Raw genomic sequence first — 24,170 nt, 5'->3', positions numbered from 1 at the left:
TTTGCTACCGGTGTGTGAGCGAAGGTTTCTCACAAAATATTCAAAATTGCCGCCATGGTTAAGTTGTTGAATTTATTGTGAAATTGTTTTTTGTGGCCTTTGTGCTTTGGAACCGAACGTAGCATTTATGGGACAGATTTTGTTGTTTATTATCGTGTTTCCTTGAGCCGGCTCAATAAAACGCTGGAGTTGCAGGGTAATACCTATTGAATACCATATTAATACCAATTAGCCTTGCGCGGGATGGGCCATGACAACGTCTCGCAAAGAGGAGGGTTGGTATGAGAAAGCTTGGGAAGTTGAGCGCCGCGGTGCTGGCGTTAGGTTCTGCATGGGTTTGGGCTGGCGCGCCTGATGCTGGCTCGTTGGGCAATAGCCTGTCGCTGCGTGTGGCGGTGGACAGCAATCGCGGCGCGGCGGCGGGCGCGCCTTGCGCCGACCTGGGAGCTGATTGGGCGCTTTGTCTCAAAGGCCGCCTGATATTGCAGAATAAAGGCGGCAATGCTATTGCCGCAGGAAGCGGCTGGAGTCTATATCTGCACAGCATTCGGCGGATCTTGAAGCTGGATACGCCGCAATTCGCTATTCGCCACATCACTGGCGACCTGTATCAACTGACGCCAACTGCCGCTTTCCAAGGCCTGGCGGCAGGGCAGCGCCTGGAGTTGCCGTTGATTGACGAGTATTGGCTGCTGCAAGAAAGCGACGTGCTGCCGCGCCCTTATGTCGTGGTGGATGGGCAGCCGCCTGTCTTGTTGAGCGACAACAGCAGCGATGACGCCAGCTATTTGCTCCCTTTGGCTGGCGATAACTGGAAGAATCCGGCGGGCGAGCAACGCCCGCTCGTGACCTTGGAGCAACGCTACCTAAACTTTACGCAGCGCGGCCCGCAATTATCGGCCGCGCAAGTCGCCAACCGGGTGATACCGGCGGTCAAGCGCCAGCAACTGGGCGGCGGCCAGCTGAATGTCCGCGGCCTGAGCTTTAATCTGTCCGGGTTGTCGTGGGAGCAAGGGCAAGCTTTGTCTACTCGGGCGGCGCAGTTGGGTTTGCGCGAAGGCGGCGTGAGGTTGGAAGGAAAGGTCGTCGGATCGAGTTTGCCGGCGGATGTGGCAGTAGCCGGCGGTTACAGGCTGCGGATAGGGGAGCGCGGCGTGGTAGTGGAAGGTTATGACGCCGCCGGGGTGTTTTATGGAGTACAGACCTTGTTTGGCCTGCTGCCTCAGCAGGGCGGCAAAGTGCAATGGATGACGGTGGAGGACGCGCCGCGTTACGGCTATCGCGGTTTGATGGCGGACCTTGCGCGCAACTTCAAGCATCCTGCCACATTGCATCGCCTGCTGGATCAGATGTCGGCATACAAGCTCAACAAACTGCACCTGCATTTGTCGGATGACGAAGGCTGGCGCTTGCAGATTCCCGGCTTGCCGGAGCTGACGGCAGTCGGCGGGCGACGTTGCCATGATTTGAGCGAAACACGCTGTTTGCTGCCGCAGCTGGGCTCGGGGCCGGATAATCAGTCAGGCGGCGGTTATCTGAGCCGCGACGAATATATCAATCTGGTGCGTTACGCCCAGGCGCGGTTTATCGAGGTCATTCCCGAGTTCGACATGCCCGCGCATGCGCGAGCCGCTGTTGTGTCGATGGAGGCTAGGTACCGGCGCTTGTCCGCCGAGGGCAAACCGCAGGCCGCGGAGGAGTATCGCCTGCTGGACCCTCAGGATAAATCCAACACCTTGTCGGTGCAGTTCTACGACCATCGCACCTATCTCAATCCTTGCGTGCCGGGCAGCGAGCGGTTTGTCGCTAAATTAGTGTCGGAAGTGGCGCAGATGCATCGCGAGGCCGGGCAGCCGCTGCAGACTTGGCACTTCGGCGGCGACGAGGCCAAGAACATTCTGTTAGGCGGTGGTTTTCAGGATGTCAGCGGCAGCGATCCCGGCAAGGGCAAAGTCAAGATGAGCGAGCAGGACAAGCCTTGGGGCCGCTCGCCCGCGTGCCAGGCGCAAATCGCCAAGGGGACTTTGCGCAGCGTCGACGATCTGCCCTTGAGGTTCGCGCAGACGGCTAGCCGCATCGTAGCCCAGCAGGGCATAGCCACGATGGCTGCTTGGCAGGATGGGGTGAGCGGCGCCTCCGCCTCATCTGATTTCGCCACTCAGCATACCATGGTGACCGAATGGGGCACGGTGTTCTGGGGCGCGGCGCAGGCGGCCAATGGCTTTGCCGCCAAAGGTTTCCAGACGGTGCTGGCGATGCCGGACTATCTGTATTTCGACTTCCCCTATGAGTTGAACCCGCGCGAGCACGGCTATTACTGGGCTTCGCGCGATACCGACAGTTACAAGGTGTTCAGCTTCGCGCCGGATAATCTGCCGCAAAACGCGGAAGTCATGCCTGATCGTCAAGGCCAGCCGTTCGCCGTGACCAGCAGCGCCGCCCCGGCGCGCTTCGCCGGCATGCAAGGCCAGGCTTGGGGCGAGATCGTCCGCAATGACGCCACTTTCGAGCAGCGCGTTTATCCGCGCATGTTGGCCTTGGCCGAGCGCGCCTGGCACCAGGCCGCGTGGGAGCGTCCTTATAAGGTGGGAGAAACTTACCAGTTGGGCATGACGCACTTGGTTGACAAAGCTGCGCTCAATGCCGACTGGCAGCAATTCGCCGCCGTGCTCGGCTGGCGCGAGGCGCCAAAGCTTGAGCGCGCCGGTGTTGGCTATCGCGTGCCTTTGCCGGCGGTGGCGCAGGGCGCGAACGGCTTGGCTGTCACCTGCGAATGGCCGGGCGCGCGCTTGCAATACTCCAATGACGGCCAGAGCTGGCAGGTTTATCAGCCGGGGCAGAACGTGCAGGCGCGTTATTGGCGCGGCGCGAGCCAAGACGGCATGCGTTTCAGCCGGGTGGAGGGGCAAAGCCAGCAGCGTTGATGGCTGGAGGAAAATGGCGTGGACTAAGGGCGACGGCTTGGGCGGTCGCTCTTTTTTTGGCTGGATATGCGCTGCTTGCTTGGATCCGCGCCATGGGCGGCGGTAGTTGCGGAAGGGCGCTGTATGCAGCTGAAGTGATTCGAATCAGTATTGTTTTGTAAATAAGCCTAGGCTTGCGGTATGCTGCTTTGCATCATGTCGCGCCGGCGGAACCCTGTCTTTGACTGGCGCTGGCGCGACTGTTTTTGCTGAAGACTGTATTTTGTAGGACAGCGTAGCGCGCGCTTTCTGTAATCCGATGTCGCATCTCGGAAAGTGAAGTGTGGCAGCCTTCCATTAGAATCGATCGACAGCATAAAAAAAACACACGACAGAACAAGGAAGGAAACCATCAATGAGCAATACTGTAAGCCGCGCTGATTTCGACCAAGTCATGGTGCCGAATTACGGCCCCGCCGGTTTCATTCCGGTCAAAGGTCTGGGCTCCCGCGTATGGGACCAGGACGGCCGCGAATTTGTGGATCTGGCAGGCGGCATCGCCGTCAACTCGCTGGGCCACTGTCATCCCGAGCTGGTGGCGGCGCTGACCGAGCAAGCCGGCAAGCTGTGGCATGTGTCCAATGTCTTCACCAACGAACCGGCGTTGAAGCTGGCCAGCCTGTTGGTGGAAAAGACCTTCGCCGAGCGCGTGTTCTTCTGCAATTCCGGCGGCGAGGCCAACGAGGCCGCGTTCAAGCTGGCGCGCAAGTATGCTCACGATCATTTCGGCGCGGACAAGAATCAGATCCTGTCCTGTGTCAATTCCTTCCACGGCCGCACGCTGTTCACCGTCAGCGTGGGCGGCCAACCCAAGTACACCGAAGGCTTCGGCCCGGTGCCGGGCGGCATCGCCCACTTCGAGTTCAATAATATCGAATCGCTGAAGGCGGCTATTTCCGACCAGACCTGCGCGGTGGTGATCGAGCCCATCCAGGGTGAGAGCGGTGTGCTGCCGGCCGACCCGGACTTCCTCAAGGCCGCGCGCGAACTGTGCGACCAGCACAACGCGCTGCTGATTTTCGACGAAGTGCAAAGCGGCATGGGCCGCACCGGCGCGCTGTACGCTTATCAGCAATACGGCATCACCCCCGACATTCTGACTTCCGCCAAGGGCATAGGCGGCGGCTTCCCGATCGGCGCGATGCTGACCACCGACAAAGTGGCCAAGAGCTTCGGCATCGGCACCCACGGTTCCACCTATGGCGGCAATCCGCTGGCTTGCGCGGTCGCGCACAAAGTGGTGTCGCTGATCAGCGATCCGGCGCTGCTGGCCGGCGTGGAGGCGCGTCATCAGCGCCTGGTGGCCGGCTTGAACGCGATCAACGCCAAGCACAAGGTATTCAAGCTGGTGCGCGGCAAGGGCTTGCTGATCGGCTGCGTGCTGGAAGACGCTTTCCAGGGCCGCGCGCGCGAATTCCTCAAGGCCGCGGAAAAGCAGCAACTGATGATTCTGGTAGCCGGTTTGAGCGTGTTGCGCCTGGCGCCGTCGCTGGTGATCAGCGACGCCGACATCGACGAAGGCCTGAAGCGCCTCGACGCGGCCATCGCCGATCTGCTGTCCGCGCAGTGATCTTTTGCCGCCCGGTCTGACGGGCGGCGCCCGCTAGACCCCGATATTGCACCGCCACGACCCCGCTCCGGCTGGGTCGCGGTTACGGCTGCGCCTAAAATCCGCGCGGCTGTCTTCAAACTCAGGGAGGAAGTCCCATGTTTACCGTGCGTCCCGTCCGCACCTCGGACCTGCCGGCGATCGAGAGGCTGGCCCAGGCCAGCGGCATCGGCGTCACCAGCTTGCCGAGCAATCGCGAAAAACTGTTCGAGCGCATTCAGCAATCGATCAGCGCTTTCGAACACGAAGCCAGCGGCGAATCCAGCCGCGACTACTATATGTTCGTGCTGGAGCAAGGCGGCAACGTGGTCGGCACTGCCTCCATCTGCGCCTCGGCCGGTTTCGACGAGCCGTTCTACAGCTATCGCAGCGAGACCGCCGTTCACGCCTCGCGCGCGCTCAAGGTGAACAACCGCATCCATGTGCTGAACATCTGCCATGACCTGACCGGCACGGTGCAGCTGTGCGGCTTCTATGTGGAAAGCGGCCTGGAGGCGATCGCCGCCGAGCTGATGTCCCGCGCCCGCCTGCTGTTCATCGCCGGCGAACGCGAACGCTTCGGCCGCCGCATCATCGCCGAGATGCAGGGCGTGCATGACGACGCCGGCCAGTCGCCGTTCTGGAACGCCATCGGCCGCCGCTTCTTCAATCTGGATTTTCTGCAGGTGGAGCAGGCTTTCGTCAGCCACAGCAAAACCTTCATCGCCGAGCTGATGCCCAGCTATCCGATCTATGTGCCGCTGTTGCCGGATGAGGCGCAGCAGGCCATAGGCCAGATCCATCCGCACTTCGAGCGCGTCTGCCAGCTCTTGTGCAATGAGGGCTTCGAGGCGGACAACTACCTGGATATTTTCGACGGCGGCGCGGTGCTGACCGCCGAACTGGACCGGCTGAAAACGATAGAGCACAGCCGCGTCTATCCGGTGGAAATCCAGGCCAGCCTGCCGGGGCAGGCCAGCTTGCAGCTGCTGGGCAATCAGCAATTGGCCGGTTTCGCCGCCGTGGCCGCCAAGGTGGCGGTGGTGGACGGCGTGGCCTTCATCAATCCCGATGCCGCCAAGGCCTTGGGCGTGGCGAGCGGCGAGATGATCCGCGTCGCCGGCTTGCAGCAGGCGTAAGGAGAAACGGCCATGATGTTCATTCGACCTGTCGATCACAAGGATTTGCCCGGCCTGATGGAGCTCGCCAAGAGCGCGGCCAGCGGCGGCGTGGGCCTGACCTCGCTGCCTATCAATGAAGACCGGCTGCAGAAACGCATCGCCCGTTCGGTGTTGTCGTTCGCCGGAGAGCTGGACCGCGCCGACCACGGCTATGTCTTCGTGCTGGAGGATGGCGACACCGGCAAGGTGGCCGGCATCTGCGCGGTGGAAGCCGCCGTCGGCCTGAAGGAGCCCTGGTACAACTACCGCATCGGCACCATCGTCCACGCTTCGGAAGAGTTGGGTGTCTACAGCCGCCACGAGACGCTGTTCCTGTCCAACGACCATACTGGCTATTCCGAGCTGTGCACGCTGTACCTGCACCCGGATTACCGCGTCAATCGCAACGGCGGCCTGCTGTCCAAGAGCCGTTTCCTGTTCCTGGCGCAATTCCCGCAGTTGTTCGGCAAGATGGTGGTGGCGGAGATGCGCGGCGTGTCCGACGAGGCCGGCCGCTCGCCGTTCTGGGAGGCGCTGGGCCGCCATTTCTTCTCCATCGATTTCGCCGAGGCCGACTACCTGACCGGCATCGGCCAGAAGGCCTTCGTCGCCGAGCTGATGCCCAAGCATCCGGTGTATGTCGATTTCCTGGCACCGGAGGCGCAAGCGGTGATCGGCCTGACTCACGAAGCCACCCGTCCGGCGGTGGCGATGCTGGAGTCGGAAGGATTCCGTTATGAGGGCTATGTCGACATCTTCGACGCCGGTCCGACCGTGCAAGCGTATACCGGCGATATCCGCGCTGTGAAAGAAAGCCAGCGCCTGCCGGCCCGCATCGTCGATCCGCTGCCGGTGGGCGACAAGGAATGGCATCTGGTCTGCAACGATTCCCTGCGCGGCTACCGCGCCGTGCTGGCCGAGTCAGCCGCGCCGCAAGGCGAGTTCCTGCTCACACCGGAGCTGGCTCGCGCGCTGGAAATCAAAGACGGCGACCATGTTCGCTGCGTGGCGTTGACGCCGAAGGAGGCTGTGTAATGACGACTTTGTTCATCAATGGAACGTGGCTGGCTGGCGAAGGCGAGAGCCTGGCCAAGACCAACCCGGCCGACAATGCGCCATTGTGGAGCGGCCGAGCCGCCAGCGGCGAGCAAGTGGAGGCCGCCGTGCGGGCTGCCCGCGCGGCTTTTCCGGCCTGGGCGCGCAAGAGCCTGGACGAACGCGCCAAAGTGGTGCGCCGTTTCGGCGAATTGCTGACCGAGCGCAAGGCCGACTTGGCCAAGGTGATCGCTCAGGAAACCGGCAAACCGTTGTGGGAGGCGACGACGGAAGTCACGACCATGGTCGGCAAGATTGATATTTCGCTGAAGGCGCTGGCCGAGCGCACCGGCGAGCGCGCCGCGGCGATGGGCGACGCTCAGGCGGTGCTGCGCCACAAGCCTCACGGCGTGGTGGCGGTGTTCGGCCCGTACAACTTCCCCGGCCACCTGCCCAACGGCCACATCGTGCCGGCGCTGTTGGCCGGCAACGCGGTGATCTTCAAACCGTCCGAGCTGACGCCGTGGACCGCCGAGGAAACCGTCAAGCTGTGGGCGGAAGCCGGCTTGCCGGCCGGCGTGATCGGCCTGGCGCAAGGCGCCAAGGACACCGGCGTGGCCCTGGCCGGCCATGAGGGTATCGACGGACTGTTCTTCACCGGCAGTTCCGCCACCGGCGCGCTGCTGCACAAGCAGTTCTCCGGCCGCCCTGACAAAATCCTGGCGCTGGAAATGGGCGGCAACAATCCGCTGATCGTAGGCCCGGTGGCCGACGTGGACGGCGCGGTCCACCATGTCATTCAGTCCGCCTTTGTTTCGGCAGGCCAGCGCTGCACCTGCGCGCGCCGTTTGCTCGTTCCGCAGGGAGAATGGGGCGATGCCTTCGTCGCCCGCCTGGCGGAGGTGGCCGGCAAGCTGCGCGTCGGCAAGTTCGACGCCGAGCCGGCGCCGTTCTTGGGCGCGGTGATCTCCAACGCCGCCGCCGACGCGCTGCTCAAGGCGCAGGCCGCGTTGATCGCTGCCGGCGGCAAGCCGCTGCTGGAGATGCGCCGGCTGGAAGAGGGCGCGGCCATGCTGACGCCGGGCATCATCGACACCACCGCCGTGGTCCGTCCGGACGAGGAGTTCTTCGGCCCCTTGCTGCAGGTGATCCGCTACGCCGATTTCGACGAAGCCATCGCCATCGCCAACGATACCCGCTTTGGCCTGGCCGGCGGCGTGCTATCCGATAGCCGAGACCTGTACGACCGCTACTGGCTGGAAAGCCGCGCCGGGGTGGTCAACTGGAACAAGCCCCTGACCGGCGCCTCCAGCGCCGCGCCGTTCGGCGGCATCGGCGCCTCCGGCAATCACCGCCCCAGCGCTTACTACGCGGCGGACTACTGCGCTTATCCGGTGGCATCCTTGGAGTGCGACAGCTTGGCGCTGCCCGCGCAGCTGTCACCTGGAATCTTGTTTTAAGAAAGCCCCCTCCCCAGCCTCTCTCTCGGGAGGGGCGAGGGGTTGAATGCCGAGCATCGCGCAGGTTTATCCGCACCGCAACGCGGAGGTCGAACGGTTTTCCCTTCTCTTTATATCAGGAGGAGGGCGAAAGGCTGAAAGCGAAGCCGGCGCACTCCGCGCAGTCCATGTGGGCAGCGAGTGATTTTCTCCTCTCACTCCTCGCGGGGGAGGAGCCGGGGAGAGGGGCGTGCAGTCAACGCAAAAGAGTGAGATGGCGAAAAGCGGCCTGCTGGCCGCTCCGCCATTCAGATGGATCGAGGCAAGGGAGCATTCTCCAAATGAACGCCTATGAAGTGAATTTCGACGGTCTGGTCGGCCCGACCCACAATTACAGCGGCTTGTCTTTCGGCAATGTGGCCTCCACCAACAATGTCAGCGCGGCATCGAATCCCAAGCTGGCGGCCAAGCAGGGCCTGCAAAAGATGAAGGCCCTGCATGATCTGGGCTTCAAGCAGGGCGTGCTGGCGCCGCAAGAACGGCCGGATGTGGCCAGTCTGCGCAAGCTGGGCTTCAGCGGCAGCGATGCCGAGGTGATCGCCCGAGCGGCCAAGGAAGCGCCGACCATCCTGGCGGCGGCTACATCGGCATCCAGCATGTGGACGGCCAATGCGGCTACGGTCAGCCCCTCGTCCGACACCGCCGATGGCCGCGTGCATTTCACGCCGGCCAATCTGAACAACAAATTCCATCGCTCGATCGAACACCCCACCACGCGCCGCGTGCTGCGGGCGATGTTCGCCGACGAATCGCGCTTCGCCGTGCACGAGGCCTTGCCGGCGCAGATGCATTTCGGCGACGAGGGCGCGGCCAACCATACCCGCTTTTGCGCCGGTTACGGCCAGCCGGGCGTGGAGTTCTTCGTCTTCGGCGCGGCGGCTTTCGACATGCGTTATCCGCGGCCGGCCAAGTTTCCGGCGCGGCAGACGCTGGAGGCCAGCCAGGCCGTAGCCAGGCTGCACGGCCTGTCCGAAGCCGGCGTGGTCTACGCGCAGCAGGATCCGGGCACCATAGACGCCGGCGTGTTCCACAACGATGTGATCTCGGTCGGCAATGGCGAGGTGCTGTTCCACCACCAGCAAGCCTTTCTCAATCAGGCGGCGGTGCTGGACGAGCTGGCCCGCAAGCTGGAAGCTCGCGGCGGCCGCTTCGCGCCCATCGAGGTGCCGCGCGCCGAGGTGACGGTGGAGGAGGCGGTCAAGACTTATCTATTCAATAGCCAGCTGTTGTCCAAGCCGGGCGGCAAGATGTTGATCGTGGTTCCTGAGGAGTGCCGCCATAACGAGCGGGTATGGGGCTACTTGCAGAAGTTGGCCGCAGGTGGCGGGCCGATAGATGAGGTGAAGGTCTTCGATCTGAAGCAAAGCATGCAGAATGGCGGCGGTCCGGCTTGCCTGCGCTTGCGGGTGGCGTTGAATGAGGCGGAGCTGGGCGCGGTCAACTCCCGCGTATTGCTGAGCGACGGTTTGTTTGCTGAGCTGAACGCCTGGGTGGATAAACATTATCGCGATAGGCTGGCGCCGGCGGATCTGGCCGATCCGCAGCTCTTGTCCGAGTGCCGCGCGGCCTTGGACGAGTTGACCCAAATTTTGAGCCTGGGCAGCGTCTATCCCTTCCAGCTGGTTTGATCGAAGCAGCTGCGCAAAACCGCCCCAGGCCTGGGGCGGTTTTTTTTATCTGCGCTTTAGCGGCTGTTAACAAATTGGCGCCTGCTCATTCTAAATGCGGGCTATGTTGAAAACCGGCATGGATATTGCATGAGTTTGGCAGCCTGCTTGGGATGGGGGAAGGCGAGCGCAACAATCGGCAGCATTTTTTTATTTTTTCCTCAGTTGACTGCTCGGCAGGGTGGATGTGTGTACCGTAGATTGTATGCAATTGAACGATACTCATGGACGTCTGTTCGAAAATGGCCGAGGAATGAGGTTTTCTATGTTCGGAATTGAATAAAACGCATGCCAAATATGACTGAAATGTAAAACCGAACTTTGACGGTAAAGAGTTTTGGCAATCGCTTTCCATGGAAAAATTCCCTATGGCGTTCCTGTGCTTTTTTCTTTAAAAAACAAATGGTTGATTTGTTTTTTCTTGGTTTTTCAGAGGCGGCGTTTTCTGGATTAGACGCAATTGACAGTCGATTGGATACATGGTGATAATCGGTTCGCCTGTCGGACAGAAGCCAAGATAAAGGCTCGCCGCAGGGGGACAAAACAGGCGGCATTCATAAGAGGATCCATCCCGCAAGCCGCCGGTCGACAAATCAGAGGAGATCTCCAAACGTGGACATTTTTCTGCAGCAAATCCTGAACGGCCTGGTGCTGGGCAGCATCTACGCGCTGATCGCGCTGGGTTACACCATGGTGTACGGCATCATGGGCCTGATCAACTTCGCCCACGGCGAAGTGGTCATGTTCGGCGCCATGATCACCATCACCGTCATTACCACTTTGATGAACGCAGGCATCAATCTGCCGGGACCGGCGCTGGTGCTGATCGGTCTGTTGGTGGCCATTCCCGCCTGCATGCTGCTCGGCTTCACCATCGAGCGCATCGCCTACCGGCCCTTGCGCGGCAAGCAGCGTCTCGCGCCGCTGATCACCGCCATCGGCGTTTCCATCGTGCTGCAACAGGTCGCCATCCTGATCTGGGGCCGCAATTACATTCCCTTCCCGCAGATCCTGGATCATGACGTGGTAAACATCTTCGGCGCCAGCATCACCAAGCTGCAGATCGTGATCATCGTGCTCTGTCTGGCCATCATGGGCGGCTTGCTGCTGATGGTGGAAAAGACCAAGTTGGGCCGCGCCATGCGCGCCACCAGCCAGAATCCGGCCGTGGCCGGCCTGATGGGCGTCAATGTCAACACCATCATCTCCACCACCTTCGTCATCGGCTCCGCCCTCGGCGCGGTGGCCGGCGTGATGGTGGCCACCAACTACGAGCAGGCCCACTACTACATGGGCTTCATGATCGGCCTGAAAGCCTTTACCGCAGCGGTGCTGGGCGGCATCGGCAACCTGGGCGGCGCGGTGGCGGGCGGCATTCTGCTCGGCATCATTGAAAGCCTGGGCGCTGGCTATATCGGTTCGCTGACCGGCGGCTTCCTGGGCTCCAACTACCAGGACATCATCGCCTTCATGGTGCTGATCGCCGTGCTGATCTTCCGTCCGTCCGGCCTGCTGGGCGAAAAGATGGCCGATCGCGCCTGATCCGGAGGAGGGGAAACATGAATCTGAATACTCTGGACACCAATAAGAAGATGGGTCTGTTCGCCCTTAGCGCCATCGCGCTGCTGGTGCTGCCCTTCATCGTGGGCGGCGCGCTGGGCAACTCCTGGGTGCGCATCATCGACTTCGCCTTGCTGTATGTGATGCTGGCGCTGGGTCTGAACATCGTGGTGGGCTTCGCCGGCTTGCTGGACTTGGGCTTCATCGCTTTCTACGCGATCGGCGCCTATGCCTACGCGCTGCTGAGCTCGCCGCATTTCGACATCCACTGGCTGTTCTTCTTCACCATCCCGCTGGGCGCGGCGATGGCTTCGCTGGGGGGCGTGCTGCTCGGCACCCCGGTGCTGAAGCTGAAGGGCGACTATCTGGCCATCGTGACCCTGGGTTTCGGCGAGATCGTGCGCATCTTCATGAACAACCTGAACCAGCCGATCAACATCACCAACGGGCCGCAGGGCATCAACCTGATCGATCCCATCCATATCGGCGGCGCTACGCTGGGCCGCAGCATCGAGCTGTTCGGCCTGAGCTTCCACAGCGTGTACCTGTACTACTACATGTTCCTGGCGCTGACCATAGGCGTGGTGATCATGGCCTGGCGTTTGCAGCACTCCCGCATCGGCCGCGCTTGGGTGGCTTTGCGCGAGGACGACATCGCCGCCGCGGCCATGGGCATCAATATCCGCAACATCAAGTTGCTGGCCTTCGCGCTGGGCGCGCTGTCCGGCGGCGTGGCCGGCGGCCTGTTCGCCTCCTTCCAGGGCTTTGTATCGCCGGAGTCGTTCAGCCTGATCGAGTCCATCATGATCCTGGCCATGATCGTGCTGGGCGGCATGGGGCATATCCCCGGCGTGATCCTGGGCGCGGTGGTGCTGACCATCGCCCCGGAAATCCTGCGCGACGTGATCGGCCCGCTGCAGATGAAAGCCTTCGGCCGCATGCTGGTCGACCCGGAAAACGCCCGCATGCTGCTGTTCGGCCTGGCCATGGTGGTGATGATGCTGGTCCGCCCGGAAGGGATGTGGCCGTCCAAGCGCCGCAAGGCTGAATTCCAGCACGCCAAAGAAGAAGCGGCTGCGCAGAAAGGTTAATCATGGCTGAAGTATTGCTGAAAATCGAAGGCATCCATAAGCGCTTCGGCGGCCTGCATGCGCTGAGCGATGTGAGCCTGACCATAAACCAGGGCGAAATATACGGTCTGATCGGGCCGAACGGCGCGGGCAAGACCACCTTGTTCAACGTCTTGACCGGCCTGTATGTGCCGGATGAGGGCAAGTTCGCGTTTGACGGCCATGATCTGTTCCAGAAGAAGCCGCACATCGTGGTGGCGGCCGGCATCGCCCGCACTTTCCAGAACATCCGCCTGTTTGCCGAGATGACGGCGCTGGAAAACGTGATGGTGGGCCGCCACATCCGCTCGAAGGCAGGCGCCCTGGGCGCGGTGCTGCGCGACAAGGGCACGATGGACGAAGAGCGCGCCATCGAGGCCAAGGCCTGGGAGCTGCTGGAGTATGTCGGCATCGCCGATGTGGCGCATGAGCGCGCCCGCAACCTGTCCTACGGCCATCAGCGCCGCCTGGAAATCGCCCGCGCATTGGCCACCGAGCCCAAGCTGCTGGCGCTGGACGAGCCGGCGGCCGGCATGAACCCTAAAGAAACCGAAGAGCTGAAGGCATTGATGAGCAAGGTGCGCGCCGGCGGCGTGACGGTGCTGCTGATCGAGCACGACGTCAAGCTGATGATGGGTCTGTGCGACCGCATCGCGGTGCTGGATTACGGCAAGAAGATCGCCGAAGGCGTGCCGGAAGAAGTGCGCCGCAATCCGAAAGTGATCGAAGCCTACCTGGGAGCGGCCCACGCATGAGCATTCTGGAAGTGAAAAACCTGCAAGTGGCCTATGGCGGCATTCAGGCGGTCAAGGGGATCGATTTCCATATCGAGCAGGGCGAACTGGTGACGCTGATCGGCGCCAACGGCGCCGGCAAGACCACCACGCTGAAAACGCTGGTGGGCATGGTGAGGAAATCCGGCGGCAGCATTACGTATGACGGCAAGGATGTGGCGTCGATTCCGTCCTACAACTTTGTCCGCCATGGCCTGGCCATGGTGCCGGAAGGCCGCGGCGTGTTCGCCAAGCTGACGGTGGAGGAAAACCTGCAGATGGGCGCTTACTATCGCGACGACAAGGACGCGATCCAGGGCGAGATCGAACACGTTTACGAGTTGTTCCCACGCCTGAAGGAGCGCCGCCTGCAGCTGGCCGGCACCCTGTCCGGCGGCGAGCAGCAAATGGTGGCGATGGGGCGGGCGATGTTGTCCAAGCCCAAGCTGCTGCTGTTGGATGAGCCGTCCATGGGCCTCGCGCCCATCATCGTCGAGAAGATCTTCGAGATCATCCAGATGATTTCCAAGCAGGGCGTGACCATGCTGCTGGTGGAGCAGAACGCCAAGCTGGCGCTGGAGGTGTCGCAGCGCGGCTACGTGATGGAAAGCGGCCGAATCACCATGAGCGGCAACGCCAGGGAATTGCTGGACGACCCGCGCGTGCGCAACGCCTATCTGGGCGAATAAGCGGGTTTGGCGAGCGAGCCAGCCCCCTGTCGATGAGAATCGGCAGGGGGTTTTTGCTTGCTCAGTTTAAATGATAATGTCATATTATTTAATATTGGTCCAGGTCGATGTTCTTGCCGGCTCGGAGGTCTGCTGGGCAATTTTGCCTTGGCGGTCCACCAAATGCCGTCTGGGCCGTTAATGGAAGGGTAATGCGCGAGAGCGTCTGTTCAACCATGCGCTTGGCCTTGCGTTGTCGAATTTCGAGGAGAATTGTTTGCCCACCCAGCGAGTCGTATCCATCGCGCAGTCGGTGCTGTTCGCGACGCGACATCTGGTGCCTTTTCAATTGCGGCTCCGGCGCCGCCTGGCGTTGGTCTTGGGCCTGCTGATCTGCTTGTCCGGGGGCGCGGCCTGGAACATCAGCCGCGAGGCGGTGCAAATCATCGGGCGCGACACCGCGCCGTCCATCGTCGCCGCGCAAAACATTCGCGCGACATTGGCGGATGCCCATACCCAGGTCATCGATGCCTTCCTGCATCCGGATGCCGCGGGCCAGCCGAATGTCGGCTCATTTCATCAGGCCATTGCCCGCGTCAGCCAGCATCTGGTCTTTGTCGCCGAAAACATCACCTATGGGGAGGATGAGCGCGAGCCGATCCGGCAGACCATCACCGAGTTGGCGGAATACCAGCGCCTGGTTGGCATGGCGCTGGCGCAAAATGGCGATCGACGCTTGCTGATGCAGGCTGACAAGCTGATGCGGGAAAACATTTTGCCGCAAGCGCAAGCGGTGGAAATGACCAATCTCAAGTATTTGAGACAGTCTTATCATGAAGATCTGATGTATGCGTGGTATGCCAAATATGCTTTCATCGCGGCCGTGGTCCTGCAACTGATGCTGATGATGGAAACGCAGATTTTCATGGCAAGCCGCTTCCGCCGCATGCTCAGCCCCATGTTGCTGATGGGCATGGCGGCTTTGGCGGTGTCGGGGCTGGGCTTCATTTTCGATTGCTCGGACATCGGCAATGATATGAGGACGGCCAAGGAAGACGCATTCGGCTCGGTGTACGCGCTGTCCAGCGCCCTGGCGTGGACTTCGATTGCGAACAGTCACGTCAGCGCGTATTTGTTGGCCTCCTCAAGCGACGACAGGGCGGAGCAAGAGACGCTGTATCGCGATGCCGCGGCGAGGATTTACGCCAAGCAGGACGCCCAGTCCTCATCCACGCAATTCCGCGGCGAAGGATTGCTGGGGCCGATGATGCGCGACAGAGCCATTTCGCGCCCAATGGCCGATGTGCAGCTTGAGTGGCGGCGCTATCTTGCGCTCAATGAGCAAGTCTTTGCTCTGGCGCGCGAAGGACGGACGGCACAGGCCGCGGCGCTGAGCCTGGGGAACGGCCCGGGCCAGACTGATGGCGCTTACGCCAAAACCATCGCCGCGCTTCAAACGGTGCAAAACGACAAGCAACAGGTTTTCGAGCGCGCGATCCGCAATGCCGAAGCGGATGTGGCCCGCTTATGGAAAATGCTGCTCGCCGTGCTTGTCGCTGCCTTTGTCGGCATGGGGCTGGGTTTGCAGCCCAAGCTCACCGAGTTGCGCGAGTGAGGGGGGATTCCCCGTTTGTCGGACGGGGTCCAGCCTAACTGTCAGGGGAGCGGAAGCGCCTGACATGCCGTGCCCTGCGGTGGATCATCTGGCGGTTCCTTCGATAGTTCATGTATTTGCCGAGTGGCTGCCAATTCATCCCTTTCCGGCATCGTCATCTCCATCCACATCAAACCGTATCGTTATTGGCGGCGGTTTCGACTGCCCGCGCGAGGTTTCCGGCCTGATAGACCACATGGCTCTGGCCTTCCCATCGCGAGGTCGATTGTCCCCTTTATGTCCCTGGCCAACAGGATCTTGAGTCGCTGGGAGATTCAAACTCCCAGGCAAGCTGCGCACCGATGCCTGTCTTTTCATGAGTTCGGCGCTATTCGCCGGAAGCGGGCCATGTTTGCGCGGACGAGACGCTGTTTTGGGTTTTCCGCTATGCTGGCCATCCGCATTGGCAATAAGGAAGGGTGCATGGATGGCTGACTGGAGCGTGATGGTGGCAGTGCATAGAGTGGCGGGCGCGCTGCTGTTGCCGCCGCTGATCAATCTATTGCCTATCGTCGCCGGCGCGATGGTCATTCAGCGTTGGCGTCGCCTTGGCCGCGCGCTCATCGCATGCGGCTTGGTTTTGAGTTATTTGCTGTCCACGCCGCAGATGGCGATGTGGCTGGCGCAAGGGCTGGAGCCATACCCTGTGATTCAAGCGCGGGATCTGGCAGGCGTTGACGCCATCGTGGTGTTGAGCGGCGGCAAGCGTCCCGCGGCGGAATATGGCGATATGGAGCCGAATGGAATGACGCTGGCGCGCTTGCGATATGGCGCTTATCTCGCCAAAGCCAGCCATAAGCCTTTGTTGGTGACAGGGGGCGCGCCCTTGGGCGGCGAGGCCGAGGGCAAAGTCATGGCGAGGGCGCTGCAGCGCGACTTCGGCGTGCGCGCCCGCTGGGTGGAGGATCGCTCCAATACCACCTTGGAAAACGCGCTGTTTTCAGCGGATATCCTGAAGGGCGATGGCGTCAGGCGCATCGCTCTGCTCAGCCATGGCTGGCATTTGGCGCGAGCGGTTCCTTTTTTTGAACGGACTGGACTGCAGGTGCTGCCTGCGCCGATGAGTCTTGTCCGTTACGAGGGGCCGGGGTGGTATCAATGGCTGCCCAGCGGCGCGGCGCTGAGCGATTGTTATGACCTGCTGCGGGAGTATGTCGGCCTGCTGTTTTACCGCGCGACGGACAAAGTTTGACTCTCTGCCCGTGAGTTAAAAGGACCAGCCCGGCGTGTGCCGGGCTTATTCTTTTATTGCTGCGCCTTCTTTTCGGCGGCCTTTTCTTCGATCTTGGCCTTGCAAGCGGGCGAAATCTTGTCCTTGTTTTCGATCAGGCAGGCTTTGATCTCTTCGCGGCCTTTCTTGCCGGCGCACAGCTTCTGCATGTCTTCCTTGCACGGGCGGTCGCCAGCGGCGAAGGCGGTGGAAGCGAAGCCCAGGGCGCACAGCGCGATCAGGATTTTTTTCATGGCAATGCTCTCTTTCTTGATGGGGTTAGGTATCAGCCCGCTGGCATGCAGCGGAAGACGGCGCATTGTGTGATTGAATGCTCAATATCACAAGTAAATAGAAGTTAATGATCGTCAGGCTTGATACAGTTCTACACATCTTTGATATTGCATTGTTTTATATCGGTTTTTCTTGAGTGTTTCTTGGCGTGGGATCTAGCTTATATAGCCTCCGTCTTGAGCGGTTTTGGGGCTGGAGCGGTGCAGAGCGGCAATGTCAGCGCCGAACAGAACAGCAAGCTACAGGCCAGGTTCTGGCTCAAACCGCTTAGCGCAAGACCCAGCGCCAGCAACAGGTAGTAGCTTAGACCGAACAAGGCGCCGGCGCTGCCCAGCGCCTCCCGGTAACGCTGCAAAGCCAGGCTTAGCACATTGGGAATGGCAATGCCGTAGGCGATGACGATGCCCGCCATGGGCAAGAGCAGCCAGGCCGAGCCGCCGCAGACCCATACGCCCAGGGAGCCAAGCAGGGCCAGCGCGCAGGCTTGGCGAATCAGCGCGGCAGGCTGCCGGCCCTTGGCCAGCAAGCGGCGATTGGCCCATGCGCCGGCCAGCGCGGCGGCGGCCAGGGCGATGCCGGATAGGCCATAGCCTTGGCTGGATAGGCCGATGGCGTCGAAAACGAAGGGCGCCAGGCTGTAGTAGCTGAACAGCATGGTATTGAACAAGGCCACCAGCGCGGCATCCCGCCACAGGCGGCTATCCCGCAGCATGCGGGCCGCCAATGGTCCCAGCGGAGTGGCCTGGCGCGAGGCTGGGCGGGTTTCGGGCAGCCAGCGCCACGCCAGTCCCAGCAGCAACAGGGCCAGGCCGGCCAGGGCCATGAACACCCCATCCAGGCCGGCGGATAGAAGCAGCGCGCCGCCGCTGAGCAAACCCAGCGCCGGACTGATGGCCAGCGCCATGCCCATCAGCGCGAAGACGTGCGCGAGCCGGGAGGCGTCGCAACTGTCGCGCAATATGGTTTGCGTCACGACGGAGCCCGCGGCCGCGCCGAACGCGGCCAGGGCGCGAGCGAGCAGCAGCCAATGAAAGTCCGGCGCGATCAAGGCCAGCGCGGCGCCGGATCCGTAACAGGCCAGCCCCAGCAGCATGGCGGGCCGACGGCCGATGCGGTCGCTCAGCCATCCCCATAAGGCCACGCCGATGGTGAAAGCGGAAAAATAGATGGACAGCGTCTGCGCCGCCTGCGCCTCGCTCACCGCGTAGCGGGCGGCGATGGCGGGCAGGGCGGGGCTATATAGCGTCTCCACCAATTGCGGGAAGATCATCAGGCCGATCAGCAGCCAAAGCGGGGGGGAGGGTTTCATTGCGGGTGACTTCTATAGCGGGAAAAGACGGCAGTGTAGAGCGCGCCGATTTGTCTGGTTACAATAAGAAAGACTCAATCATTCAAAAATCGGACAAATGGCCTGGATAGAAGCGGCGCAGCCATTCGACGCGGATGGCTTGCCTGGCGAGGTGATAGGCATCGCCTCCCTGTTGGGGCGGCATGATTCCGGCTTTCATCGGCATCGCCGGCATCAACTGCTGTTCGCGGCTTCCGGCTGCATGACGATAGCGCTGGAGGGCGCGCGCTGTCTGTTGCCGCCCAGCCGCGCCGCCTGGATACCCGGCGGCGTCAGCCATCGCGCGCTGATGCGCGGCCAGGTGGCTTACCGTTCGCTTTACTTCGAGGCGCCGCTGGCCGGCATGGGAGCCAGCGTGCAGGTGCTGGAGGTGAATCCGCTGCTGCGCGAGGTGATCGAACGCATGGCGGCCTGGCCTTGGGATTTTCCCGCCGCGCGTCAGCAAGCGCTGCTTCAGGTGTTCGCCGAGGAGCTGAATGCCGCCAAGCGCGAGAGTTGGCAATTGGCCATGCCTCGGGACCGGCGCTTGGCGAATTGGCTGGCGGAGCTGGGAGAGGGCAAGGCTCCGCCGCGTTTGAACCAGCTGGCGGACGGGACGGGCGCTTGCGAGCGGACGATCAGCCGGATTTTCCTGCGCGACACCGGCATGTCGTACCAGGCTTGGCGCCAGCAATGGCGTTTGCTGAAGGCGATGGAGCAATTGGCGGACGGCGAGGAGCCTGGCCGGGTGGCGCAAGCGCTGGATTTCTCCAGCGACAGCGCCTTCATCGCCTTCTTCAGCCGCCATGTCGGCCAGACGCCGGCGCAATACCGGCGCGCGGCGGGGGCTCAGTCCAGCGTGTCGAGATAGTCCTGCTTCTGCCAGCCAGCGCTTTGCCGCCAGGGCAAAGCCATATTCGCCGGCAGGACTGAGGGCGTGATGCTGATCTTTTCGACTTGCCGGCCATCGGCTGAGCGGATGGCCACCGACAGCGGCATCCGCCAGCGCGCGCTCCAGCGCAGCGTTTTGCCTGCCTTGCTGTAGCGGGTGATGTCGGCGCTTTCGCGGCGCACGGCGAAGCCCTTCAATTGCGAGAGATCGATCAATTGCGCGGCTTGCGGCCAGGAGGCGGCGAAGCCGATGTCCGACCACTCCCGCTTTTCCACGGCGATGCGGCGCTTCTGCTCGCGATTCAGAAACTCCACGCGCATCAGCCCATTGCCGTCCAGCCAGACATGGCGCGGCGCGGAAGCGAAGTCCAAGTGATGATGGCCGTCGTCGTCGGCATGATCGCCGTGTTGCTGAACGCTCAGCCGTTCGCGCCAGACATGGCTGCCTTGGCGCAGCCATTTTTCGCTGTAGCGCAGTGTTTTCTCCGTGCCGTCCGCGCCGAGGCTGACGGTTTCATAGCGGACGATGGCTTGCAGACTGGGCAGCTCAGCCCAGGCTTGGTTCAGCCACAGCGGCAGCAGAGCCGCCATCCAATATTTCATTTCGCATCCATTCAAAAGAAACCACGCGGCTTGCGCCGCGCAGTTGGGTTCATCCAGGCCTTACAAACCGAGCGCGCTTTTCACCAGGCCGAACACCTTGGTGTTGTCCATGGTGCCTTTGAAGCCCTGATTGCCGGCGCCGCCCGACATCAGCATCACATCGCCGCCGCCATGGGTTTCGCTGGACAGGCGGAGGCCGGTTTCCTGCTGGTAGTCGTCGGCGGTGGCGTCCGCCGAGTTCACCGACACCCGGCTGGGCTTGCGGTTGGGGCCGTTGCCGAAGGCCAGCGTGGTGTAGACCGCGCCGTCGGCATCCTTGGCCGGCTGGCCGTCCACATAGCTGCGCGAAATGTCGTGGATGGGATTGCCGCGCTTGGAATAGCCGTTGATGGTCATGGTGTGGTCGTGGTCGGCGGTGACGACGATCAGCGTGTTTTTCAGATCCACCTTGGCCAGCGCGGTCTTGATGGCGTCGTCGAAGGCGATGGTGTCGACCAGCGCGCGCTTGGCGTTGGTGCCGTGCAGGGCGTGGTCGATGCGGCCGCCTTCCACCATCAGCACATAGCCGTTGCCGTTCTTGGACAGCACGTCTATCGCCGCGGCGGTCATTTGCGCCAGGCTGGGTTGGTCCGTCTTGTTTTTGACGCGGTCCAGCTCGTAATCGAGATGATCATTGCCGAAGATGCCCACCAGCTTGACGGCCGATTTGGCGTCGAAGGCGGCCAGCTGCGCGCCGGTTTGCAGCACCGGGTAGCCCTTGGCGGCGAACTCTTGCAGCAAGTCGCGGCCGTCGCTGCGTTTGCCGCCCTTGGCCTTGGGCAGCAGGAACTTGGCGCCGCCGCCCATCAGCACGTCCAGGCCCGCGCCCAGCTTGGCGTTGTAGCCGACGCCGCCCGGAACGGCCTGGGCGATGATGTCGGACTCGGCGTCGCGGTGGCAGACGTGCGAATACGTGGCGGCCGGGGTGGCGTGGGTGACGCGGGTGGTGGTGACCGCGCCTATGGCCTTGCCCTTGGCCTTGGCCAGCTCCAGCAGCGTGGCGGCGGGCGCGCCGTTGCCCGCGCCGCAGTTGCCGGTGCCGTCGCTGTTGGGCTCGATGGCGCGAGTGTCGGCGGACATGGAGATGACTTCGTTGTTCATCTTCACGCCGGTCATATAGGCCGACATCGACGGCGCGCTGTCGGTGGTCTGGGCGTCGTTGGAGAAGGTTTTGATCCGCGCAGTGCGATCAAGCTTTTCCATATTAAGCTTGCCGCTCTCGCCGTACTGGTAGATGCGCGATGCGGTGACGGTGGCGGGGCCCATGCCGTCGCCGAGAAAAAAGATCACGTTCTTGGCCTCGCCGGCGGCTTGGGCGGGCGCGGCGGGCAGGGCGGCCAGCACGGCGGCGGCCAGCAGGGTTTTCATCACGGTTTGCATATTGTTGTTCTCCAGAGCGCTTACAGGCCGGCGGCTTTTTTGACCAGGCCGAACACTTCGATGTTTTCCAGGAAGCCGTGGATGCTGTCCGCGCCCTGGCCGATGGCGCCGATGAACACATCGGTGCCGCCGTGGGTTTCGCCGCCGGCCGGCATGCGGATGGCAGCCTCCTGGTGGTAGTCGTTGGCGGCTACCGCATCGTCGGTCAAGGCCGCGGCGGCGCTGCGCTTGTCATTGACGCGGTTTTCGCCGTTGCCGAAGCCGATGATGGTGTAGGGCATGCCGTCGGCGTCGGTCAGGTTTTTGCCGCTGACGTAATCCTTGGCCAGGCCCAGTACGCCGGGATTGCCCGGAGCGGTCTTGCCGGTGCGCTTGGCGTAGCCGTTCAGCACCAGGGTGTGGTCGTGGTCGGCGGTGACGACGATCAGCGTGTTCTTCAGCCCCGGGTCTTGCTGCTGCATGGCGTCGATGGCGGTCTTGATGGCCTGGTCGAAGGCGACGGTGTCCTGCAACGCTTTCTTGGCGGTGGTCTCATGCAGCGCATGGTCGATGCGGCCGCCCTCCACCATCAGGAAGAAGCCCTGCTTGTCGGTCCGCTTGGCCAGCATGGAGATGGCTTTGCCGGTCATTTCCGCCAGGCTGGGTTCCTTGGCCGCGTCGCGGTCCAGGTCGTAGCTCATGTGGCTGGAGGTGAACAGGCCCACGGCGCGCTGGGTCTTGGCCTGATCGATGGCGCTGAACGAGGCCTTGTCGGCGGCGTAGCCGTAGCCTTTGGCTTTCAGTTCTGCTACCAGGTCGCGTCCATCGGCGCGCTTGCCGCCGGCCGCCTTGGGCAGGAAGAACTGGCGGCCGCCGCCGAACACCACGTCCACGCCGTCTTTCAGCGCGGCGTTGTATTGCGCGCCGCCCGGCACCAGTTGCGCGGCGATGTCGGATTCGGCGTCGCGGTGGCAGACGTGGGAGTAGGTGGCGGCCGGGGTGGCGTGGGTGACGCGGGTGGTGGTGACCACGCCGGTGGCCCAGTTCTTGGCCTTGGCCAGCTCCAGCAGGGTGGAGACCGGCTTGCCGTTGCCTGCGCCGCAGTTGGATGTGAGGTCGGCGGCGGGTGTCTTGGCCTGGGTGTCGGTGGACATGGAGATGACTTCGTTGTTCATCTTCACGCCGGTCATATAGGCCGACATCGACGGCGCGCTGTCCGTGACTTGCGCGTCGTTGGAGAAGGTTTTGACGAAGCCGGATTCCGGCAGGGTGTCCATGGTCAGTTGGCCGTCTTCGCCAACGGCATAGATGCGGGCTGCGGTGGTGGTGGTGGTGCCCATGCCGTCGCCAAGAAAGAAGATCACATTCTTGGCGGCCGGCGCGGAAACGGGCGGCTTGCTTGTGGCGTTGTCTTGCGGACGGGAGGCGCTGGCGGTGCTGTCGCTATTGCAGCCCGCCGCGCCAAAAGCCAAGGCGAGACTTAAAGTGAGACTGAAGGTGCGCATTATTTGTGCTCATATTTGTTAAAAATGCGCACAAATAATATTTTTTGACTGTTTCTGCCAAAATAACATTATATTTCAATTGCGTGAAATTTGACGGGCATGGCCGCTCTGTCAGCATTTCCACAAGTGGGCGAGGAAGGAGACCCGCACCTTGGCTTCGCCGGCATGGCAAGGCGCCACCACTTTTTGATGCGGTTTGCTGGTGTCGCGCATCAGGGGCTCGCCATAAGGGGGGCCGTCGGCGCGGCGGATGGCGGCGACGATGGGCTCGCTGGGCTTGGCCCCGGCGGAGATCACCACGCAAATCTCCTCGCTGGCGATCTTGACGAAGCTGCCGGGAGGATAAATGCCCAGATCCTTGATCAGCATGGTGGTGAAGGATTGGTCGAACTCGCTGTCCTTGCGCTGGAAAATCTGCCCCAGCGCGGTGGCGGGCAGCAGCGCCGAACGGTAGCGGCGCGGCAGCAGCTTGGCGCAGGTGATGTCGGCCAGATGCAGCAAGTGGGCCGGCGGCAGGATCTGCTCGCGCGGCAGGCCGAAGGGATAGCCGTTGCCCTGCCAGGATTCATGGTGCGTCTGCACCAGGGTATGCCATAGCTGGTCTTCGATGCCGGCCTCGCGCAAGATGGCCGAGCTCATGATGGGGTGGTCCAGGATGGCCTGCTTTTGCGTGTCGTTGAGCTTGTCCGCCTGGCCGAACAAAGTGTTTTGCAGCTCCACTTGCGAGATGTTCATCGTCAGCGCCGCGCTGATCAGCGTTTCGCGGTGCTTGGGCGGCAGCGTGATGTGGCGGGTGATGATGGCCAGCAGCGCCGCGGTGTGCAGCGAGTGCGCGACGCTGTATTCGGAAAACGGGACCAGGAAGATGGAGGCGATCAGCGCGTCCGGATATTTCTCAGACAAACGGATCAAGGTCTGGGCGATCTCCATCACCTTGTCTTCCATGCCCGGCGTCGCCAGCGCGTAGTACAGCATGCTGCGCACGCGCTGCTGAAGAAAAGCGATATCCTCGAACAGCGAGTGTTTCTTGCTGTCGTTGAGGTTGGGCTTGTCCATCGGCTTGGCGTCGGACAAGCTGCCGGAGAAGCCCATATTGATGAGCTTCTGCTTCAGTTCCGGCGTCAGTACGTAATGTCCGCGCTTCAGCAGCAGAAAGCCGCTTTTGGAGTAGACATCCACCGGCAATTCCTTGCCGAGTTCTACCATCGCCGAATAGACCTTGGAAGGTCGTTTGGAGGAATCCACAGTCATATAGATGGCCGCTTG

Annotated in this window: 19 protein-coding genes; 13 read left to right on the top strand and 6 right to left on the bottom strand. The window is 62.1% G+C overall.

From position 1 onward, the window contains the following. Window positions 1–281 precede the first annotated feature (281 nt). The 12 genes from NKT35_RS00185 (at window position 282) to NKT35_RS00130 (ending at window position 16,868) form a co-directional block, all read left to right on the top strand. On the top strand, window positions 282–2,924 hold the full coding sequence (locus NKT35_RS00185) for a family 20 glycosylhydrolase (protein ID WP_254297795.1): 2,643 nt from the start codon (window positions 282–284) through the stop codon (window positions 2,922–2,924). Window positions 2,925–3,318: 394 nt separating this feature from the next. Beyond that, window positions 3,319–4,533, top strand: a complete 1,215-nt coding sequence (locus tag NKT35_RS00180) for an aspartate aminotransferase family protein (protein WP_254297794.1) — start codon at window positions 3,319–3,321, stop codon at window positions 4,531–4,533. Window positions 4,534–4,670: 137 nt separating this feature from the next. Then, window positions 4,671–5,690, top strand: coding sequence for an arginine/ornithine succinyltransferase subunit alpha (gene aruF, locus NKT35_RS00175; RefSeq protein WP_254297793.1), 1,020 nt, complete (start codon window positions 4,671–4,673; stop codon window positions 5,688–5,690). A 12-nt stretch (window positions 5,691–5,702) separates the two neighbouring features. Beyond that, window positions 5,703–6,746 carry an arginine N-succinyltransferase gene (astA, locus tag NKT35_RS00170; protein WP_254297792.1) on the top strand — a complete coding sequence of 348 codons (1,044 nt, stop codon included), beginning with the start codon at window positions 5,703–5,705 and terminating at the stop codon, window positions 6,744–6,746. Continuing rightward, on the top strand, window positions 6,746–8,206 hold the full coding sequence (gene astD / locus NKT35_RS00165) for a succinylglutamate-semialdehyde dehydrogenase (RefSeq protein WP_254297791.1): 1,461 nt from the start codon (window positions 6,746–6,748) through the stop codon (window positions 8,204–8,206). Before astA ends, astD begins: the two co-directional genes overlap by 1 nt. Before the next feature lie 320 nt (window positions 8,207–8,526). Continuing rightward, entirely contained in the window at window positions 8,527–9,873 is a 1,347-nt protein-coding gene (gene astB / locus NKT35_RS00160) for an N-succinylarginine dihydrolase (RefSeq protein ID WP_254297790.1), read from the top strand. A 651-nt stretch (window positions 9,874–10,524) separates the two neighbouring features. Beyond that, window positions 10,525–11,454, top strand: coding sequence for a branched-chain amino acid ABC transporter permease (locus tag NKT35_RS00155; protein WP_254297789.1), 930 nt, complete (start codon window positions 10,525–10,527; stop codon window positions 11,452–11,454). Between the two features lie 17 nt (window positions 11,455–11,471). Beyond that, the gene (locus tag NKT35_RS00150) at window positions 11,472–12,563 is read left to right on the top strand and encodes an ABC transporter permease subunit (RefSeq protein WP_254297788.1); all 1,092 of its coding nucleotides are present in this window, start codon (window positions 11,472–11,474) and stop codon (window positions 12,561–12,563) included. Window positions 12,564–12,565: 2 nt separating this feature from the next. Continuing rightward, window positions 12,566–13,336 carry an ABC transporter ATP-binding protein gene (locus NKT35_RS00145; RefSeq protein WP_254297787.1) on the top strand — a complete coding sequence of 257 codons (771 nt, stop codon included), beginning with the start codon at window positions 12,566–12,568 and terminating at the stop codon, window positions 13,334–13,336. Next, window positions 13,333–14,043, top strand: a complete 711-nt coding sequence (locus NKT35_RS00140) for an ABC transporter ATP-binding protein (RefSeq protein WP_254297786.1) — start codon at window positions 13,333–13,335, stop codon at window positions 14,041–14,043. The genes NKT35_RS00145 and NKT35_RS00140 overlap by 4 nt, the downstream gene beginning before the upstream one ends. A 256-nt stretch (window positions 14,044–14,299) precedes the next feature. Further along, window positions 14,300–15,637, top strand: a complete 1,338-nt coding sequence (locus NKT35_RS00135) for a GlnX family signal transduction membrane protein (RefSeq protein WP_254297785.1) — start codon at window positions 14,300–14,302, stop codon at window positions 15,635–15,637. 466 nt (window positions 15,638–16,103) lie between these two features. Continuing rightward, the gene (locus NKT35_RS00130; RefSeq protein WP_254297784.1) at window positions 16,104–16,868 is read left to right on the top strand and encodes a YdcF family protein; all 765 of its coding nucleotides are present in this window, start codon (window positions 16,104–16,106) and stop codon (window positions 16,866–16,868) included. A 53-nt stretch (window positions 16,869–16,921) separates the two neighbouring features. Here NKT35_RS00130 and NKT35_RS00125 read toward each other — a convergent pair whose 3' ends face one another. Together NKT35_RS00125 and NKT35_RS00120 are read right to left on the bottom strand one after the other, a co-directional pair. Next, complete coding sequence (locus NKT35_RS00125; RefSeq protein ID WP_254297783.1) at window positions 16,922–17,140, bottom strand: hypothetical protein; 219 nt, start codon at window positions 17,138–17,140, stop codon at window positions 16,922–16,924. Window positions 17,141–17,340: 200 nt separating this feature from the next. After that, entirely contained in the window at window positions 17,341–18,489 is a 1,149-nt protein-coding gene (locus tag NKT35_RS00120; RefSeq protein WP_254297782.1) for an MFS transporter, read from the bottom strand. A 97-nt stretch (window positions 18,490–18,586) separates the two neighbouring features. Between NKT35_RS00120 and NKT35_RS00115 the strand changes: the two genes are divergently transcribed. After that, window positions 18,587–19,378 (top strand): AraC family transcriptional regulator, encoded by a 792-nt coding sequence (locus NKT35_RS00115; RefSeq protein ID WP_254297781.1) that lies wholly within the window; start codon window positions 18,587–18,589, stop codon window positions 19,376–19,378. Here the strand turns inward: NKT35_RS00115 and NKT35_RS00110 are convergent. The 4 genes from NKT35_RS00110 to NKT35_RS00095 form a co-directional block, all read right to left on the bottom strand. Next, window positions 19,357–20,001 carry a hypothetical protein gene (locus tag NKT35_RS00110; RefSeq protein WP_254297780.1) on the bottom strand — a complete coding sequence of 215 codons (645 nt, stop codon included), beginning with the start codon at window positions 19,999–20,001 and terminating at the stop codon, window positions 19,357–19,359. The two genes, NKT35_RS00115 and NKT35_RS00110, sit on opposite strands and share 22 nt — an antisense overlap. A gap of 60 nt (window positions 20,002–20,061) precedes the next feature. After that, window positions 20,062–21,420 carry an alkaline phosphatase gene (locus tag NKT35_RS00105; protein ID WP_254297779.1) on the bottom strand — a complete coding sequence of 453 codons (1,359 nt, stop codon included), beginning with the start codon at window positions 21,418–21,420 and terminating at the stop codon, window positions 20,062–20,064. A gap of 20 nt (window positions 21,421–21,440) precedes the next feature. After that, entirely contained in the window at window positions 21,441–22,904 is a 1,464-nt protein-coding gene (locus NKT35_RS00100) for an alkaline phosphatase (protein ID WP_254297778.1), read from the bottom strand. A gap of 111 nt (window positions 22,905–23,015) precedes the next feature. After that, a complete protein-coding gene (locus tag NKT35_RS00095) occupies window positions 23,016–24,155 on the bottom strand; it encodes an HD-GYP domain-containing protein (RefSeq protein ID WP_254297777.1) in 1,140 nt (379 codons plus the stop codon). Between the last annotated feature and the right edge of the window lie 15 nt (window positions 24,156–24,170).

It is taken from the genome of Chromobacterium sp. IIBBL 290-4 (genome assembly GCF_024207115.1).
In the GTDB taxonomy this organism is placed as follows: domain Bacteria; phylum Pseudomonadota; class Gammaproteobacteria; order Burkholderiales; family Chromobacteriaceae; genus Chromobacterium.
Note: the sequence above shows the minus strand (reverse complement) of the source record. Positions and strands in the feature narration are given on the sequence as shown.

Bases quoted from the DNA above. Each gene is read 5' to 3' on its own strand.
- NKT35_RS00185 (WP_254297795.1), top strand. From the start codon at position 282: ATGAGAAAGCTTGGGAAGTTGAGCGCCGCGGTGCTGGCGTTAGGTTCT.
- NKT35_RS00180 (WP_254297794.1), top strand. From the start codon at position 3,319: ATGAGCAATACTGTAAGCCGCGCTGATTTCGACCAAGTCATGGTGCCG.
- aruF (WP_254297793.1), top strand. From the start codon at position 4,671: ATGTTTACCGTGCGTCCCGTCCGCACCTCGGACCTGCCGGCGATCGAG.
- astA (WP_254297792.1), top strand. From the start codon at position 5,703: ATGATGTTCATTCGACCTGTCGATCACAAGGATTTGCCCGGCCTGATG.
- astD (WP_254297791.1), top strand. From the start codon at position 6,746: ATGACGACTTTGTTCATCAATGGAACGTGGCTGGCTGGCGAAGGCGAG.
- astB (WP_254297790.1), top strand. From the start codon at position 8,527: ATGAACGCCTATGAAGTGAATTTCGACGGTCTGGTCGGCCCGACCCAC.
- NKT35_RS00150 (WP_254297788.1), top strand. From the start codon at position 11,472: ATGAATCTGAATACTCTGGACACCAATAAGAAGATGGGTCTGTTCGCC.
- NKT35_RS00145 (WP_254297787.1), top strand. From the start codon at position 12,566: ATGGCTGAAGTATTGCTGAAAATCGAAGGCATCCATAAGCGCTTCGGC.
- NKT35_RS00140 (WP_254297786.1), top strand. From the start codon at position 13,333: ATGAGCATTCTGGAAGTGAAAAACCTGCAAGTGGCCTATGGCGGCATT.
- NKT35_RS00130 (WP_254297784.1), top strand. From the start codon at position 16,104: ATGGCTGACTGGAGCGTGATGGTGGCAGTGCATAGAGTGGCGGGCGCG.
- NKT35_RS00125 (WP_254297783.1), bottom strand. From the start codon at position 17,140: ATGAAAAAAATCCTGATCGCGCTGTGCGCCCTGGGCTTCGCTTCCACC.
- NKT35_RS00120 (WP_254297782.1), bottom strand. From the start codon at position 18,489: ATGAAACCCTCCCCCCCGCTTTGGCTGCTGATCGGCCTGATGATCTTC.
- NKT35_RS00115 (WP_254297781.1), top strand. From the start codon at position 18,587: ATGGCCTGGATAGAAGCGGCGCAGCCATTCGACGCGGATGGCTTGCCT.
- NKT35_RS00110 (WP_254297780.1), bottom strand. From the start codon at position 20,001: ATGAAATATTGGATGGCGGCTCTGCTGCCGCTGTGGCTGAACCAAGCC.
- NKT35_RS00105 (WP_254297779.1), bottom strand. From the start codon at position 21,420: ATGCAAACCGTGATGAAAACCCTGCTGGCCGCCGCCGTGCTGGCCGCC.
- NKT35_RS00100 (WP_254297778.1), bottom strand. From the start codon at position 22,904: ATGCGCACCTTCAGTCTCACTTTAAGTCTCGCCTTGGCTTTTGGCGCG.
- NKT35_RS00095 (WP_254297777.1), bottom strand. From the start codon at position 24,155: ATGACTGTGGATTCCTCCAAACGACCTTCCAAGGTCTATTCGGCGATG.